This is a genomic window from Companilactobacillus farciminis KCTC 3681 = DSM 20184 (assembly GCF_002706745.1).
Lineage (GTDB): Bacteria > Bacillota > Bacilli > Lactobacillales > Lactobacillaceae > Companilactobacillus > Companilactobacillus farciminis.
On sequence record NZ_CP017702.1, the window covers coordinates 2,490,984 to 2,508,715 of the forward strand.

The 17,732-nt window shown below is 37.0% G+C and carries 14 protein-coding genes; 7 read left to right on the top strand and 7 right to left on the bottom strand.

The window, feature by feature from the left end; all coding sequences use genetic code 11:
- Nucleotides 1-132 precede the first annotated feature (132 nt).
- Nucleotides 133-3,117, top strand: coding sequence for a Cna B-type domain-containing protein (locus LF20184_RS12325; RefSeq protein ID WP_010018036.1), 2,985 nt, complete (start codon nt 133-135; stop codon nt 3,115-3,117).
- Between the two features lie 40 nt (nt 3,118-3,157).
- Here the strand turns inward: LF20184_RS12325 and LF20184_RS12330 are convergent, their stop codons facing one another.
- On the bottom strand, nt 3,158-3,664 hold the full coding sequence (locus LF20184_RS12330) for a prolyl-tRNA synthetase associated domain-containing protein (protein WP_010018035.1): 507 nt from the start codon (nt 3,662-3,664) through the stop codon (nt 3,158-3,160).
- A 5-nt stretch (nt 3,665-3,669) separates the two neighbouring features.
- Complete coding sequence (locus tag LF20184_RS12335) at nt 3,670-4,554, bottom strand: helix-turn-helix domain-containing protein (protein ID WP_010018034.1); 885 nt, start codon at nt 4,552-4,554, stop codon at nt 3,670-3,672.
- A gap of 335 nt (nt 4,555-4,889) precedes the next feature.
- Here LF20184_RS12335 and LF20184_RS12340 point away from each other — a divergent pair, with 335 nt between their 5' ends.
- Nucleotides 4,890-6,299, top strand: coding sequence for an amino acid permease (locus LF20184_RS12340; RefSeq protein ID WP_010018033.1), 1,410 nt, complete (start codon nt 4,890-4,892; stop codon nt 6,297-6,299).
- Between the two features lie 36 nt (nt 6,300-6,335).
- Here LF20184_RS12340 and LF20184_RS12345 read toward each other — a convergent pair whose 3' ends face one another.
- Nucleotides 6,336-6,983: a nitroreductase family protein gene (locus tag LF20184_RS12345; protein WP_010018032.1), complete on the bottom strand. Its 648-nt coding sequence runs from the start codon at nt 6,981-6,983 to the stop codon at nt 6,336-6,338.
- Between the two features lie 75 nt (nt 6,984-7,058).
- Complete coding sequence (locus LF20184_RS12350) at nt 7,059-8,477, bottom strand: NAD-dependent succinate-semialdehyde dehydrogenase (protein ID WP_010018031.1); 1,419 nt, start codon at nt 8,475-8,477, stop codon at nt 7,059-7,061.
- A 198-nt stretch (nt 8,478-8,675) separates the two neighbouring features.
- Here LF20184_RS12350 and LF20184_RS12355 point away from each other — a divergent pair, with 198 nt between their 5' ends.
- Nucleotides 8,676-9,614: an AEC family transporter gene (locus tag LF20184_RS12355; protein WP_010018029.1), complete on the top strand. Its 939-nt coding sequence runs from the start codon at nt 8,676-8,678 to the stop codon at nt 9,612-9,614.
- 49 nt (nt 9,615-9,663) lie between these two features.
- Here the strand turns inward: LF20184_RS12355 and LF20184_RS12360 are convergent, their stop codons facing one another.
- Nucleotides 9,664-10,827, bottom strand: a complete 1,164-nt coding sequence (locus tag LF20184_RS12360; RefSeq protein WP_010018027.1) for a MalY/PatB family protein — start codon at nt 10,825-10,827, stop codon at nt 9,664-9,666.
- Nucleotides 10,828-10,998: 171 nt separating this feature from the next.
- Between LF20184_RS12360 and LF20184_RS12365 the strand changes: the two genes are divergently transcribed.
- The gene (locus LF20184_RS12365; RefSeq protein WP_010018025.1) at nt 10,999-12,384 is read left to right on the top strand and encodes an amino acid permease; all 1,386 of its coding nucleotides are present in this window, start codon (nt 10,999-11,001) and stop codon (nt 12,382-12,384) included.
- Between the two features lie 317 nt (nt 12,385-12,701).
- On the opposite strand, the gene guaB is transcribed toward LF20184_RS12365, so the two are convergent.
- Together guaB and LF20184_RS12375 are read right to left on the bottom strand one after the other, a co-directional pair.
- A complete protein-coding gene (guaB, locus tag LF20184_RS12370) occupies nt 12,702-14,180 on the bottom strand; it encodes an IMP dehydrogenase (protein ID WP_010018024.1) in 1,479 nt (492 codons plus the stop codon).
- Nucleotides 14,181-14,311: 131 nt separating this feature from the next.
- Nucleotides 14,312-14,665: a hypothetical protein gene (locus tag LF20184_RS12375; protein WP_010018023.1), complete on the bottom strand. Its 354-nt coding sequence runs from the start codon at nt 14,663-14,665 to the stop codon at nt 14,312-14,314.
- Between the two features lie 604 nt (nt 14,666-15,269).
- On the opposite strand from LF20184_RS12375, the gene LF20184_RS12385 reads away from it, so the two are divergent.
- From LF20184_RS12385 to LF20184_RS12395, 3 genes are all read left to right on the top strand, one after another.
- Nucleotides 15,270-15,581 (top strand): nucleoside triphosphate pyrophosphohydrolase, encoded by a 312-nt coding sequence (locus LF20184_RS12385; protein WP_010018022.1) that lies wholly within the window; start codon nt 15,270-15,272, stop codon nt 15,579-15,581.
- Nucleotides 15,582-15,681: 100 nt separating this feature from the next.
- A complete protein-coding gene (locus tag LF20184_RS12390; RefSeq protein ID WP_010018021.1) occupies nt 15,682-16,053 on the top strand; it encodes a DUF1304 domain-containing protein in 372 nt (123 codons plus the stop codon).
- 24 nt (nt 16,054-16,077) lie between these two features.
- The gene (locus tag LF20184_RS12395; RefSeq protein ID WP_010018020.1) at nt 16,078-17,688 is read left to right on the top strand and encodes a polysaccharide biosynthesis protein; all 1,611 of its coding nucleotides are present in this window, start codon (nt 16,078-16,080) and stop codon (nt 17,686-17,688) included.
- Nucleotides 17,689-17,732 lie beyond the last annotated feature (44 nt).

Sequence of the window (17,732 nt, forward strand, 5' to 3'; positions counted from 1 at the left end):
CATATTATAGTATGAAAAAAATTAAAATAATCCTTTTTATAAATATAATTAAATTGATAAAAAGAGTAGTAGAATAACTTTATGAGCCTTGATTAAGGAAATCAGGACTGTCAAATGAGGGGGATTTTAAATATGTTTAAAAAGGGAAAGAACATATTTAGCCTACTGATCATAATTGCTTCAATTTTTATGACTAGTTCGACTAATATGGTCGAAGCACAAGATTCGGGGGATTCACCAGAAGTTAGCACCGTCGCTGACACTGGAGAGAATTCTGAGGACACACAAGCCTCCGAAGCTACAACAAATTGGGGAAGTCAATTTATTACCAAAGCACAATTACAAGATGCTAGTGGAAATCCACAAACTCATTTTGGATTGTACGATGATATTTATGCCAGTTGGGAATTTTCTACCAACAATCAAAAGATACACGCTGGCGATACGATGGAAATTCCTGTACCTATTCAAATTACTATCAAGAACAATATTCTCAATTCCAAAACACTTAAAGATAAAGATGGCGCTGACATTGCCGATATTTCTTTAAATAAAGATACCCGATTTATAACCGTCACTTTCAACAGCACTGCTGCTTCCAAATCTCAAACATTAAATATCACTGGCTGGATCAGTTTAAAAACAAATTGGAACACTAACATAGTTTTACCAAATAAAAATACATCAATTGACTGGGGACTAGACGATTCTGTTATGAAGAGTCCTGACACGACTAATTCAGCTACAGTTGACCCTCCATCAACCGGCCAAGATAATAATTCCGTACTTTATAAATATGGTAGTTTTGAAAATGATAAGATCAATTGGACGGTAGAAATCAATTATCCAGGACAATCAATTCCTAACGCCAAATATCAAGATTTCATTGGAGATAATCAAAAATTAATATCCGATATAACCGTCAACTCAGCTACTCGTGATGCTGATGGTAATGTAACTAACGATAAGGAGAATAAGTATTCTGATTCTAAAGTTACTTACAGCGATGACAATAAAGAATTTACTGTCGATTTCGGTGGAGATATCAAGCAACCAATAAATATCAGTTATACTACGCAAATAACTAATTACGATAATCTTTCCGACAACTACTCTAATTCAGGCGACTTGCTATCTAACGATACAATCAAGCAAAGTGTTACTGTCAACGATTCCACTACTTCAATTGGTGGTGGCGCTAGTACGAGTGATATTCTTACATCCATACTAGGGCAAAAAAAGTGGGCAGTACCTGAAGGAACTAAAATACCAGACTCCATCGTCGTTCATTTATTGCGTCAAGTTGCTGATGGCAAAACCCAAGAGGTCACCAAAAAAACAGTTACTGCAAAAGATGACTGGCAATATGTATTCCGTTATCAACGACAATATGACGATAATGGTAATCTCTACCACTACACAGTTAAAGAAGATACTCCCGTTGACTATGTCCCAGTATATGATCCTACTACTTATAATATAACTAATTATTTAGCTGACACTTTCAAGGTAACTAAAATTTGGCATGACGGTAATAACGCTCAAAATACTAGACCAAAAAGTATCATGGTTCACCTATTTGACGATAAAGACCAAGCAAAAAATACTGACAGTTTCAATTTAAACGATGATAATAATTGGACGCATACTTTCACTAATTTGCCACAGATTGCGGGTAATAATTGGTACGTTTCCGAAATTGGTTACGATGGCCAACAAACTAACACCGTTCCAAAAGGATACATCAAAACTCAATACGCTAATGATGGAAATCCTCAGGATCAGACTATAGTTAATACTTTAGCCACTTCTCTAAATGTCACAAAAAAATGGGACGATAATGATTCACCTGACCGTCCTAAGTCTATCCAAATTCAGTTGTATGCCAATGATAATAACCAAGGTGAAAAGGCAGTTGGTAGCCCCGTCACTTTAAACGCCGATAACAATTGGAGTTACTCATTTGGTACGAATGCCAATTCTGATGATGAAAAGGATCCAACTAACCAATTACCAAAATACGATGAAAACGATAAAGAAATCACTTATAGTGCTAAAGAAATCGATGTTTCTGGATATAACGCATCAACCGACTTCAATGATGACAAGACTCAAGAAACTATTACCAATAAGAAGACCGATCCTAATAATCCTTCAGTTGAAACAAAGACTTTCACAGTCAATAAAAAATGGTCCGACAACAATAATCCTGTCCGTCCTAAGTCAGCTCAAATTCAACTTTTAGCAAATGGAGAAAAACAGGGCGATCCTGTAACTGTTAATGCTAATAACGATTGGACTTACACTTGGAATGATTTAGACAAAGACACCACTTATTCTGTCAAAGAAATCAATGTTGACGACAACTACGTTTCTAACGTTGATAAGACATCGGACAACGAAGCCACAATTACCAATACTTTGAAACCAAATTCAGGTGGCGAGACTCCAAGTAGTAATAAGAAAACTTTAACCGTCGAAAAGGTTTGGAACGATAATAATAACCAAGATAAAATTAGACCTAGCGCTATAACGGTATATCTCCTAACAAATAAACAAAAAACGGCTGATGTTGTCTTAAACGACGCTAACAATTGGACTTACACTTGGAACAACCTTTCGGACAAAAATTCTTATGATGTCACCGAAGATAAAATTTCAGGTTACACAGCAACCAAGACAACGACTAATAACAAAATCACTTTAACGAACACGCATAAACTTAACCAGACTGGCACCAAAGATCCAGACCCATCAACACCAGATAATCCCGATCCAACGCCAACAAATCCTGATCCAGAAACTCCATCTGGAGAAAAAGATCCTGATCCTGATATTCCAGATACTCCCGATGTACCTGACACACCAAAAGTTCCTGATACACCAGAAGTAGGTAAAACTCCTGATCCTGATCCTGTCATCCCAGACAATCCATTTACACCAGACCCAGATCCTGACACTTCAACCGACTTTAACCCAGACCCAATGGTGCCAAACGTTACCTATAGCAATTCTCAATTGCCACAAACTGGTAATAAAGAATTAAATTGGCTCTATCCATTAATCGGTGTAATGATTTTGGGACTAATTACTTTCAGAATAAAAAAGAGAGCTTAGCAAAAAACGCTTGATTCTTAATTGAACCAAGCGTTTTTGTTTACTCTAAATTTAAAATTTCATACTCAAAGCCACAAGCATCGATGAATTTCATCAAATCGCTGGCAGTCAAGAAAATCGTATGCGTATTAACATTCGGATGGAAAGTCAAAATCTCTTCACTATCCAACATCTCTTTATCGAAATACAGTTTTATGTTGTGGTCAGCATTGTTCATAATGCCAAATGGTGAAACGATTCCTGCTTCCAGACCGAGTTGTTCTTCAATATCGTGGTCATGTGCCATCGAAATACGTTTTGTTCCTGTAAGCTCTTGGAAATCTTTGAAATCCATGCGTTTTTTGTCATCCATAATCACTAAGTAGAAATGCTTCTTCTTATCTTTCAAAAACATTGTCTTAGTTCTAACGCCCTCTAAACCAGCAATATAATTGTCAGCTTGTTCAGTCGTTTCAGCAGCCGGATGATCAACAATTTTATATTTAATATCTAATTGATCCAATTTTTCCATTAAATCTTTATAAGCTTGTTCCGAACCCTTAGTCATAACAATCACCTATTCATATCTTGATATTGTTTGCGCAAAGCGTTGATTCTTAACTCAACTACCTCATTATGATTGATTTTAGCAAAAGCCATCGCATCCGTTAATAGGTCCTTAACAACTGTTGCTGGTTGATTCTTGCCGATAGCAATCTTAGCTTCTAATAGTTTCAACCTTGGCAAATAATACGTGATATGTTGTTCTGAACACAACTTGATTCCACGTTTAACCAGTTCCAAACTAGTTTCAAAATCATTTTTGACAATCAAAAAATCAGCTGTATAGAAAACAATTGTCAAGATACGTAAGTACGCATTCAACCCACTCTTTTGGAAAGTCTGATCTTTATGCACATTGATATATTCCAAAACCTTGCCAAAATAAAATTCAGCTTGCTCCATTTTATTAATACGTGAATAAAAGATTCCCATACCCACATATGATAAGTAAGAATAAATCGTGCGATGTTCTTCGTCCAAATTGTCCAAAATTTGTGAAAAATTGTAAAAAAGCTCTTCAAATTTACCATTTGTCAAAGTTGTGAATAAACCCTTTTGGTAATAAAATTGCATTTTTAATTCATTATTATTAACATCATCGACATTTAGGTCTTTTAAAGCTTCAGAAACTTTACTATAGTCTTCCATCATTAAATCGCTTTCAATACGATTCAAGACCGTCCGCATGTGAGTAGTGGAAGCACTCGAATTCTTATAAAGATCGTCAACTGATAATCCAAGTCGTTCGCATAACTTATTGAGAATTGCTAAGGAAGGTACGCGACCATTATTTTCAAATTTACTGAGCGTTGATTGTGTACAAATCCCTTGACAGAGCTTAACTTGCGACATTTTTAATTCTTTTCTACGTTCGATAAAAATATTAATATCCATAATTATTTCCTCATTCATTTTTCGCACGGTAGATAAATGATGCGAGACATTATCAAAACACTAACATCCCGCATTTTTTCGTCCAAAAAATATCCTACTATTACAATCAATTATCTAATTTATAGGATGCTTTGTAAACATATATAACTGTATTTATATTGGTTCGTTTTATACAAATAAATATAGTATTATTTAATATCTATTAATCGCTTACAGATATTTTTCAAATAAATATGAAAAAAAATATGACATTTCAGTAAGAGTGAGTTATTATATATTCCATGATTCAAATACAGTTGTTCACATTTAATGAACACACAAGGGTGGGAACTATTATGGCTAAAGAAAATTTAAGCCGAAGTTTATCTTCAAGACAAATGCAAATGATTGCTCTAGGTGGGACCATTGGGGTTGGTCTCTTCATGGGTTCAGCATCCACCATCAAATGGACCGGACCTTCAGTCTTGTTGGCTTATGCTTTAGCTGGATTGATTCTTTATATGGTAATGCGGGCACTTGGTGAAATGCTTTATGTTGATCCATCAACTGGTTCATTTGCCAAATACGCTACCGAATACATACATCCGGTCGTCGGGTACTTAACGGCTTGGAGTAATGTCTTTCAATATTTAGTTGTTGGTATCAGTGAAGTTATCGCTGTTGGAACTTACTTGGAATTTTGGTTCCCTACGATGCCAAAATGGATTGCCGGAGTGGTAGTCGTCGTAACGCTTTGCTTAGCCAATTTAACTTCTGTTAAAGCTTATGGTGAATTGGAATTCTGGTTTGCTTTGATCAAAGTTTTAACAATTATTATGATGATTATTTTAGGTTTCTTCGTTATCGTCTTCGGTGTTGGTAACGGCGGACATCCCGTTGGTATTAGCAACCTCTGGACTCACGGCGGATTTTTCACAGGTGGTCTGAAAGGATTCATCTTTGCGTTATCAATCGTCGTTGCTTCATATCAAGGTATCGAAGTTATCGGTATTACAGCCGGTGAAGCTGAAAATCCTCAAGAAAATATCGTCAAAGCTATCCGTTCCATCGTTGGTAGAATTTTGATTTTCTATATTGGAGCTATTTTCGTTATCGTAGCAATTTATCCTTGGAACAAATTAGGTACGATCGGTTCACCTTTCGTTGAAACATTTGCTAAAGTCGGTATCACATTTGCCGCTGAAATCATCAACTTTGTTATGTTGACAGCCGCAATGTCAGGATGTAATTCTGGTATCTTCAGTTCTAGTCGAATGCTTTATACACTAGGTTTGGAAAAACATCTACCTAAATCATTCGTTAAACTATCAAGACACAACGTACCTTACATTCCCGTTCTAGCTATCTCAATTGGTATCCTAGTCGGTTTGATTTTGAACTACTCATTGCCAGCACTACTTCACACATCAAGCAACATTTTCGTTATCGTTTATAGTTCCAGTGTGCTTCCTGGTATGGTTCCTTGGTTCGTTATCTTAATCAGTGAATTGAGATTTAGACATATCAATAAGGATAAAATGGATAAACATCCGTTCAAGATGCCACTTTACCCAATCAGTAATTATTTAGCTATTGCTTCATTATTAGTTATCTTAGTCTTCATGTTCTTGAATCCTGAAACTACGGTTTCTCTATTAGTCGGTGTAGCTTTCTTAGTCGTTATGACGGTTATCTACTTCGTTAAAGAAAGAAAGCCTGCTAAAGTCAGTGTTAAAGAAGAAGTTGAAGATGAAGAATTAGACTAAAAAATACCTCCCAGATTTTTTCTAGGAGGTATTTTTTTAAATAAAATCAGTAACTTCATTAACGTTATAACGAACTGACTTAGTAAAGTCGCCATCTGGCTTACCGATAGCAATTGAAGTGATTGGAATAAAACGGTCGCCGTCTAATCCTAAAGCTGGAGCAACTTTGTCGAAGTAATAACCTGACATTGGGTTAGCTTCATATCCGTGAGCACGAGCAACTAGCATCAATTGCATGGCAGCCATTGAACCGTCGATCGTAGCATCCTTTTCCAAGAAACTTCTGTCAGCGTGTTCGTACAATGGCAAGAACGTCTTGAATACTTTGTCACGTTCTTCGGGACTGATTTGTCCATTTTCACAAGCCTTATTCCAAACATCACGATACTTGTAATGTGATTGTGTATCTCCCAAAACGAAAATCAAAGCTGAACTAGTATCAGTTTGTGGATAGTTAAAAGGCATCATTACTGAACGAGCCTTCTTCTTACCTTCCTCATCATCACAAACGACAAAATGCCATGATTGCAAGTTACATGCTGAAGGAGCTGAAAGAGTTTCTTCTAACATTTCGTTAATCTCTTTACGAGAAATTTTAACGTCTGTCTTGAACTTACGATACGAGTGGCGGTTTAACATAATGTCATTAAAATCATTGTTTACCATATTTTTTGTTTCATCCATACAAAAACACCTCTCAACTTTTTATACGATAATTTTACCGCTGAGAGGTGTTTATGTAAATGTGTTCACAAAGTCTTAATCTTTGAAGACAGCTAAGCCACCTGCTGGATTATTCCAATCTGGTTCTTGAGCTGTAACGATTAGTTTTTCATTAGTAAAGGCGTTTAAACCAAGGTTACTCAATTCACGTCCATAACCGGAACCTTTGACACCGCCGAATGGCAATTCTGGCAATGATACTAAGAATGAGTTGACGAAGACCATACCTGTTTCAATCTTTTCAGCAACTGACTTACCGTGTTGAGCATCAGATGATACGACGATACCACCTAATCCCAATTCGGAATCATTAGCTAAATCGATTGCTTCTTGATCTGAGTGAACTTTGAAGACTTGAGCAACTGGGCCAAAGAATTCATCGTAAAATTCTGGATTATCTTTTTCGACATTAGTCAAAATAGTTGGTTGAATGAATTGACCAGGAAGATCGATTGGTTGGTTACCGTAATAAACTGTAGCACCATTTTCGACGGCCTTATCAATTTGTCCTTGAAGCTTTTCCTTAGCACGTTTGGAATTCATTGGCGCCAAAGTTGTTTTAGGATCCATTGGATCGCCTGGAACTAATTTAGAGAAGTTATCCTTGAGTTTTTCCAAGAATTCATCATACAAGTTGTCAGCAACGATGAAACGCTTGTCGGAAGTACATACTTGCCCAGCATTGTAGATTCTAACTCGCCATGCCAAATCGACAGCTTTATCAACGTCAGCGTCAGACAAAACTACGAAAGCATCTGAACCACCGAGTTCCATTGAGTTCTTCTTGAGGTATTTACCGGCCGTTTGAGCAACTGATTGTCCCCCACGTTTTGAACCGGTCAAAGCTACCCCTTGAACACGAGGATCAGCAATGATGTCACTTACTTGGTCATAACTGGCAAAGAGATTCTTGAATGTTCCCTTTGGTGCACCAGCTTCTTCGACAATTTTTTCAAAAGCAGCAGCTGAAGCTGGAGTATTTGAAGCATGTTTTAGAAGCATTGGATTTCCAACCATAAAGTTAGGCGCAAATACACGCATGATTTGATAGTAAGGGAAGTTCCAAGGTTCAACCATCATCAGTACACCAGTAGCTTGATGATAAACTTGAGCATCCCCAGTGTTTCGACTGTTGATAGGTGTAGGTTTTAATAAGTCAGCGCCATTGTCAGCAAAGTAGTCGGCAATGATGGCACACAACTCGACTTCACCTTTTGATTCATTGAAAAGCTTTCCCATGTCGATCGTGGCAATTTTTGCCAATTCGTCTTCATGTTCTCTCAATAAATCAGCGATTTTATGTAAGGTAGCAGCACGACTTGTAACTGGTTCATCGCGCCACTTCTTATATAACGCATGTCCATTTGCCAAAGCTTCCTCAATTTCTTCAGCGGTTGCGTCAGGATAAGTTTTTACTAATTCGTTGTTATATGGATTGATAGTTTTATATGCCATAAATGCATTCCTCCTGTGGCAAATTTTCTTATGGTTATTATTTTAATCAAAATGAAAGGGATTTCAAGGATTTGAACTTTCCAATTTTTTATTTGGTTAGTACCAATTATCAATTTGATGAAAATTAAACAAGTTTTTTCATATTTCGTCAAAAAAGTGTAAGATTGATTTTAATATTTAATGAAGGGTGTTTTTTCTATGGGTGTCTTTTTTTCTAGTATCTCCGGAATCTTAATAATCATCGGTTTGATTGCCGTCGGCTATGGTCTAAGTGCCTTAGGTTGGTTTGACGACAAGTCGACTCGCTTAATTGCCAAAATTGTTACCCAAGTAGCTTTGCCTGCGTATATGATCTCGACAATTACTAAAGATTTTACGGCCAAAAAACTGATTAAATTGTTGCCAGACTTAGGTGTTCCGGTACTTTCGATGACAATTTTAATTTTCATTTCAATTTTATTGATCAAGGTACTTAAAATCGACCCTAAACACAAAGGCCTCTTTAGTTCGATGTTCTTTAATTCCAACACTGTTTTCGTTGGTTTACCCGTCAACATGGCATTATTTGGCGAAAAGAGTTTGCCTTACGTCTTAGTCTATTACATGGCTAACACGACTTTCTTTTGGACTCTTGGAACTTACTTGATTCAAATGGATGGTGAGGTCAAAGGTCATTTCAAACTCAAGACAACATTGAAAAAAGTTTTCTCTCCACCACTATTAGGATTCATCATCGGACTGATTTTAGTCATGCTCCACATTCAATTACCAAAATTCTTGATGTCTGATTTTCAATATTTAGGTGGCTTAACAATTCCTCTATCAATGATTTTCATTGGAATTTCTATTTATAACGCTGGACTCAAAAATGTCTCTTTCCACAAAGACAACTTGGCTATTCTCTTTGGAAGATTTCTCTGTGCTCCTTTATTGATGGCCGGTTTATTCTTGTTTATTCCAGCTACTCCATTAATGAAACAAGTCTTCATTGTTCAGGCGGCAATGCCCGTAATGACTAATGCTCCAGTTGTTGCAAATCTTTATCACGCCGATTCTGATTATGCAGCTATCATGGTTACCGAGACCACATTACTGAGTTTGATCGTTGTTCCAATCATTATGACAATCATCAAATAAAAAAAATCCTCGCTAGGTTGTAAAATTACAAGCTAACGAGGATTATTTTTTAGGCTTTGTATTCAGTGATTCCCTTTGCTAAACGTTGCATGGCATCTTCGACATTACTCTTTGGAGTAGCCAAATTCATCCGTAAGAATTGATTACCATTACCACGATATTTCGTTCCTTCAGCCAAATATAAACCAGTCTTATCACGCAAAAATTGGTTAAATTCATCTGATTTGTCAGTCAACTTCGAGCAATCGATCCAAGCTAGATAAGTTGCTTGAGCTGGTAAAACTTTGATATCAGGAATATTTTTCTTAGCAAAATCTTCGACGTACTCCCGATTCTTTTGAATGTATTGGCGAAGTTCAGTCAACCACTCATGACCTTGTGTGTAGGCAGCAATTGAGGCATCCATTGACATAATACCAGGACTATTGATGCCATCGACAGAAATTGCATGTTCAACTTTTTGACGTAATTTTGCATTAGGAATAAATAACGTTGCCGCATGCAAGATTGCCAAATTAAAGGTCTTACTTGGAGAAGCTAATGAAATACTGTTTTGAGTAACTTCAGCATCCAAAGAAGCGAATGGCACATAATCATATCCTGGCATCGTGATATCACCATGAATTTCATCAGAGATAATCAAAACGTCGTGCTTATTAGCTAATTTGCCAATCTTAGTCAAGGTTTCTTTGTCCCAAATGATTCCGGCTGGATTGTGAGGATTGCAGACAATCATAGCTGTAGTTTGAGGATCGGATAGCTTTTCTTCCAAATCCTTCCAATTGATACTGTACTTGCCATATTGATACTCCAATTCACTATTGACGATGTGACGACCGTTACTAGTGATGGCATTATAAAATGAATTGTAATTAGGTTCTTGCAACAAAACGTTGTCACCTAAATCAGTCAAATGACGCAAAATTGATCCGATACTAGGCATAACGCCGTTACTAAAGACCAACCAATCTAAATCTGGTTCGAAATTATGTTCTTTTTTGTACCAGCTAGAAATTGCTCGATAATATTCATCAGGGACGTATTGATAACCAAAAATCCCGCGATCAACGTCTTTATGCATTGCTTCAATAATAGCCGGTGCCGTTTGAATATCCATGTCAGCGACCCACATAGGTAATTCATGTTCCTTCACTTGCCACTTACTAGAATTAGCATTGCGACGATCATTGATCTTATCAAAATTAAATTGCATTAGTTCCACCCCTTCTTATTCATTACCCAAATAGTATCATTACTTTGATTAATATCGAAAGACCACGGGTTTTAATTAAACGTTTTATAATCAAATTAGACAAAACACTGTAATTTTAACTTTTAAAATGTCATAATGATACTACTAAATATTTAGGAAGTGTCTCAATCTATGCCTTCACTCTTTCGGAAAAAAGATATCGTCAATGATTTATTACATGAACAAACTCTAAATCGAACTCTCGGTGCTAAAGATCTCATTATCATGGGGGTCGGCGTTATCGTTGGGTCCGGTATCTTTATTACACCCGGAATCATCGCTGCTAACTATGCTGGACCTGGAGTTATTTTGACTTACTTATTGGCCGCCTTAGTTTGTATCGGTGCCGCCTTTTGTTACTCTGAATTTTCATCAACGATTCCTTTGGCGGGTAGTGCTTATACTTATTCCTATTCCGTTTATGGAGAAATTGTCGCCTGGATTGTTGGTTGGTCATTGATTTCCGAGTACTTATTTGCAGCTTCTTCCACAGCAGTCAGTTGGTCAGCTTATTTTAGGAATCTCTTAGCAGGATTTGGTATCAATCTTCCTAAAGCTTTGCAATCAGCTCCTGGAACTGCTGGAAATACTGGTGGACGCTTCGATTTGATTGCCTTTATCATCGTTTTAATCGCGACCGTTTTATTGCTACAAGGTCTAAATGAGTCGATGAAAGTAAATACCATCATGGTTTACGTCAAAATCTTCGTTATTTTGCTGTTCGTTGCTGTAACGATTTTTTACGTAAAACCTAAAAACTACAATCCGTTCCTTCCCTTTGGAGTTGGTGGAATTGGTCGTGGAGCCGCAGTTGCCTTCTATGCTTTCTTAGGATTTGATGTTGTGTCCTCGGCGAGTGAAGAAGTTAAAAATCCTAAACGTAATATGCCAATCGGGATCATCGCTTCACTTTTGATTGTTGCCGTTTTATATGGCTTAGTATCATTAGTTTTAGTCGGTGCCGTTAATTACAAACAATTAAACGTTGCTGATCCAGTTTCTCACGCCTTGAATTTGTTAAACCTCAACTGGATCTCAGGAATCGTTTCACTAGGTGCCATCATGGGTATGACAACCGTTTTGCTAGTCGTTATCTACGGTGGAACACGTTTGATTTTTTCACTAAGTCGAGATGGTCTATTACCAAAGAAATTCAACCATCTCAGCAAACAAGGCGTCCCTGTCAGCAGTACTTTCCTAGTCGGATTAGTCGCCGCAACCGTAGCTGCCGTTGTTCCTATCGATAAAATCACTGAACTAGTTAACATTGGAACCTTGCTAGCTTTCTCAGTTACATCAGTCGGTGTCATCTTCTTGCGCCACAGTAAAAACACCAAGGGTCTTAAACCAGCTTTCAAAGTACCCTTCTATCCAGTTTTCCCATTGATTTCCTTTGCCGCTTGCGTCTATTTAATGACTCAATTGCAAAGTTTCACTTGGAAAATGTACGCTATCTGGACTGCCATTGGTTTAGTAATTTACTTTGGTTATAGTTTTAGACATAGTAATGAAAAATAATTAAAAAGGAGTGGGACTACAAGAATGCAATATGCAATCAAGTAGTCCCACTCCTTTTTATATTTCCGAAGTAATTGGTATATAAAGATAAAATACAGAATCTAGTCGGGAGCAAAATCTCTGTGATGGCTCAGCCGCCATATTATTCTTAGCAACTTGTTGCTTAGAATAAGACCAATCTTGAAGACTTTGCCCGTACTTGGTCTTAGCAAAGGCTCCAAGTTGTGTCGGCAGCGTTCCAGCCAATCACAGAGATTTTGTGGACGACGGCATCCTTAGTAAAAAAGCAGGCCTTAAACGGTCTGCTTTTTTACTGCTTATTTAACTGAATAATTAGGAGCTTCTTTAGTAATTGTAACGTCATGTGGATGTGATTCTCTCAATCCAGCGTTAGAAATTTGAATAAATTGAGCATCTTGTAATTCCTTCAAGTTGTGAGCACCAACGTAACCCATACCTGAACGCAATCCACCAAGTAGTTGATAAATTACATCGCCAACAGCACCTTTGGCAGCGACACGACCTTCGATACCTTCGGGAACTAACTTGTTAGCTTCGTTAACGCCACTTTGGAAGTAACGATCAGATGAACCATGAGACATGGCAGCCAAACTACCCATTCCACGATAAGTCTTGAAACGACGACCTTGATAAATTTCAAATTCACCAGGAGCTTCATCAGTACCGGCTAACATTGAACCAAGCATAACGGCATTACCACCACCAGCTAAAGCTTTAACAATATCACCGGAGTACTTGATACCACCATCAGCAATAATTGTCTTGCCGTATTCGTGAGCTACACTAGCAGCGTCATAAACAGCAGTTAATTGAGGAACACCGACACCGGCAACGATTCTAGTTGTACAAATTGAACCAGGTCCGATACCAACTTTAACGACATCAACCCCAGCATCGTAAAGGGCTCTAGTACCTTCAGCAGTAGCGACGTTACCAGCAATCAAAGTAGCTTCTGGGAATTTAGCTCTGATTTCACCGATTTTTCTAAGGACACCGGCTGAATGACCGTGAGCTGTATCGATAATAATTGCATCGGCACCAGCACTTAAAAGAGCTTCGGCACGTTCAAAAGTATCGCTAGTTACACCAACAGCCGCAGCGACTAGTAAACGACCATACTTATCTTTAGCAGCGTTAGGAAATTCTTTAACTTTTTCGATATCTTTGATAGTTACTAAACCACCTAAACGACCATTTTTATCGATCAAAGGAAGTTTTTCAATACGATGTTCTTGAAGAATTTGTTCTGCTTCTTTTAGAGAAGTACCAACTGGTGCAGTAATCAATTCTTCACTAGTCATAACTGTTCCGATTTTTACAGAATAGTCAGAAATGAAACGCAAATCTCTGTTAGTAATAATACCAACTAATTTTAGATCATTAGTGTTGTTAACGATTGGCACACCACTGATACGGTAAGTACTCATTAATTTTTCTGCTTGGGCAACTTCATCATCCGCTGTTAAGTAAATTGGATCGATGATGACACCATTTTCTGAGCGCTTAACCTTTGAAACCTCGTCAGCTTGTTGTTCAATACTCATATTCTTGTGAATAACACCTAATCCACCTTGACGTGCCATTGCGATGGCCATTGGTGCTTCGGTAACTGTATCCATACTTGCACTCAAAATTGGAGTGTTTAACTTAATATTCTTAGCTAATTGAACTGATAAATCTACTTCGTTTGGTAAAACGTGACTCTCCGCTGGAATTAGTAAGACGTCATCAAACGTGAATCCCTTTTTATCAAATTTTGTATCCCATGCCGACATGATTTTCCTCCTAAGTATTTGTTTTTACCTATTAGTAGATAAAATTTATAAACATGGTAGCCGATTTTTTTATGTTAGTCAATCAAAGTTTGTGAAAGAAAAAAAGACTTATCGTCATAACGACAAGCCTTTTAATACATTTTTATTGCTACAACTTTATAATTCCATAAATTTTGTTTTCTCAAATAAAAATCAAAACTTCTTTTTTTGAGACATAATTTATATCGAATTATATCGTCCTTTTTAGAAATCATTTCATCGATGCGATGCAGTTCATGATTATTATTCCGTCTCAAATAATCAGCTGTCTCATTATCAACTGAAATTTGTGAAATCTTCTCTCGATCACGTAACGCCGTTTCACAAGCAAAGACCATTCTTTTACGAATAAAATCATTTATGAATAAAACAATAATAATGCCCGCTATAACAAATAATAGTATCCCACCATATATTTCTGTCACCACTACATTTGAAAGATTCATAATCATCAACACTTTTTATATTTTTATTTAATTAAATGATATCATGCCAATAATATGATTATCAATCAAAGCGCTTATGGCTTATGATTTGGTTGTTTCGTATCTTCATGGTAAGATTTTTTACAAACAAATATGGTTCTTTTGAACTTGGGTTGATAACTTGCCGTCGTCCGTTCGGCTTTGTGGACGCTGGAACGTACTGGGCACAACTTGAAGCTAATTCCAGAACCGGGAATCATCTCCAAGATTGGCCTTTCACTAAGCGATAAATCGCAAAGTGAAATCTCAGTACTGAGCATCCACAAAGCTGCCACTACCGACTAGATAACGTCTTTTATTATTTATTTCAGGTAATTAGAAGATAAAGAATAGAACAACTATCTAGTCCGGAATAGCAAAGAAAATTGGCTCAGATGTGAAATTTTACTTGGCGATTTATCGCTTACGTAAAAGGCCGAGCTTGAAGACTTTGCCCGAACTTGGGCTTAGCAAAGGCTCCAAGTCGTGCCCACATCGTTCCAGCCAAATTTTCTTTGCTATGGAGGACGGAATCACACCAATTTAATTTAAGAAAGAACTCAAATGTTATAGGGAGATTTTTATTATGAAGAAATTAGTTAGAGATAAAATACCGAGTATCCTCGCTGATGATGCCGAATTTGAAGTTCTTTCCAACGAAGATTACCGTCTATCTTTGCGACATAAAATCGTTGAAGAAGCTAAGGAAGTTCAGAATGCTCAATCGCGCGCTAACCTTGTTGAAGAATTAGGGGATCTTGAAGAAGTTATTCGCGCTATTTTGACTGATGCTTCAATTAATTACGAAGAAATGGATAGTCTACGCCAAGCAAAAATCAATCAAAAGGGTAATTTTTCACAAAAATTTGTTATGATAAACAACAAAGAAGAATCGTAATCTAATTATGGTTCTTCTTTTTTTATCGTGGAAATACAATTTGTACAACATGAAAAAACAGTATAATATAGTTCTATACCATTAATAGGAAGAAGAAAAAATGCAAATTTTAACTTTATTTATAGTCGCATTGGTAGCCCTAGAACATATCGGGATTGCTGGACTTGAAATGTTCGCCAAACCTGAAGTTCAAGCCAATGCTTTCGATATGCCTGTCGAATTCGTTAAAGACTCACATGCCAAAGTAGCTTTAGCTAACCAAGGTATTTATAACGGCCTATTTGGCGTTTTAATGTTATTGATGATCTTATTCTTTACTGGAGCGGTTTTAAGAACCATCCTTATTTTAATGTTGCTCTACATTATCGGCGTCGCTATTTACGGTGCCTTTACAGCTACGAGAAAAATCTTATTTTTACAAGGTTTACCAGCTTTAATAGCTCTAATTTTAGTAGCTATCTTTTACAAGTAATTTGACAAAGAATGGAAAACAATCATGAAAAAAGATTCATTACTTAAGAGTTCTCTCTGGATTTCCATCAGTGGGATTCTTTCAAGAATACTTTCGGTCGTCTATATTATTCCTTGGAATCTTTGGATTGGCCCAGTAGCTGTTGGTGCTGCTAATGCTTTGTACGGGAAGGTTTACAATATTTATAATCTTTTCTTGATCATCGCTACAGCTGGAATTCCTTCAGCTATCTCAAAAGAAGTTGCTGCTCACAATGCTTTAGGTCGTTTTGACCAAAGTGAGAAGCTTTTCAAAAAATATACGATTTACATGTCTCTGGTCGGAATCGTCTTGGCATTCATCATGTTCTTCGGAGCTAAATACGTGGCAATTGTATTAGCTGCCGGCGATATGCGTGTTGTAACGCCGATTAAATACTTGAGTATTGCAATGCTGATTATTCCAGCTTTAGGTATCTTACGTGGTTATATTCAAGGATATGCCTTCATTTCCTACTCCGCTTTTTCACAAGTTATTGAACAAATTGCTCGTGTGGCTTACATGCTTTATGCAACTTATACAATTATGATCTTGCAAAAAGGTAGCTACATGGCAGCTGTTAACCAATCAACTTTAGCTTCATTTATTGGAGCAACTTTAGCATATGTATTCCTCTTGTGGATTCGTATTCGAGTTAGAAAGACTGTGACTGTTCCTGATATCAAACCAAGCGACAACGTAAAAGACAACGGTCCTGAAATTAGCTTTAATTCAATGTTACGTTCGGCTATTCCGTTCTTATTAGTCGACACGATCATGACAGTCTTGCAATTGTTCGACCAAACGACCTTCACTTGGATCTACGAATTGATCTTACACGCTAGTCAAAAGACGATTGATGACTTGTATGCGATGTTCGGATTCCAAGCTAACAAGTTGATCATGGTCTTAGTTTCCTTAGCAATTTCGGTTTCAGCTTCCGTTATACCAGCGTTATCCGCTATGATTACTCGTAAGAGCGGCTTGAAAACTGTCCAAAAACTAATGCAAAATATCGTTCAATTCACGTTCTTCATTATTTTGCCAGCTACTTTTGGAATGATGGCTATTAGTCGTCAATTATGGACCGTTTTCGTCTTCTACGACCAAAGCATCCTCGGTTCTAAAGTCTTGATTGTCTCTTGTGTTGAAGCTTTCTTCTATTGTTTATTCATGATTTTGGAAAACATTCTTCAAGTTACGCATCACGTTAGAAAATCACTAATTTACTTGGCATTTGCCTACATTATCAAAATGATTTTACAAGTTCCACTGACAGTTAGTTTAGGAGTTTACGGACCAGTTACCGCTACTGCAATCTCCTTTATCCTGATGTCATATTTTGCTTTCAGGTTGATCAACAAGCAGTTCCAAATCGTCAATAAAGACTTAGGTAAGAAATTATTGCGAATCTTTATCGATGGACTTGTGATGCTAGTAGTCGTTGCCGTCGCTAACTTCTTTATCGTCAAAGTAATTTCTGACGCTACTAAAGTTGGTGCCGTTATCGTTATCATCATCTGTGGTCTGATTGGGATAATAGTTTACGGATTCTTAGCTTATAAAGATGGATCATTGAGTATTCTAAAAGATATTCGTGATACTAAGATTTACTAATCAGAAAAAATACTATATAGGATATTATTTGGACAACGGCAAAT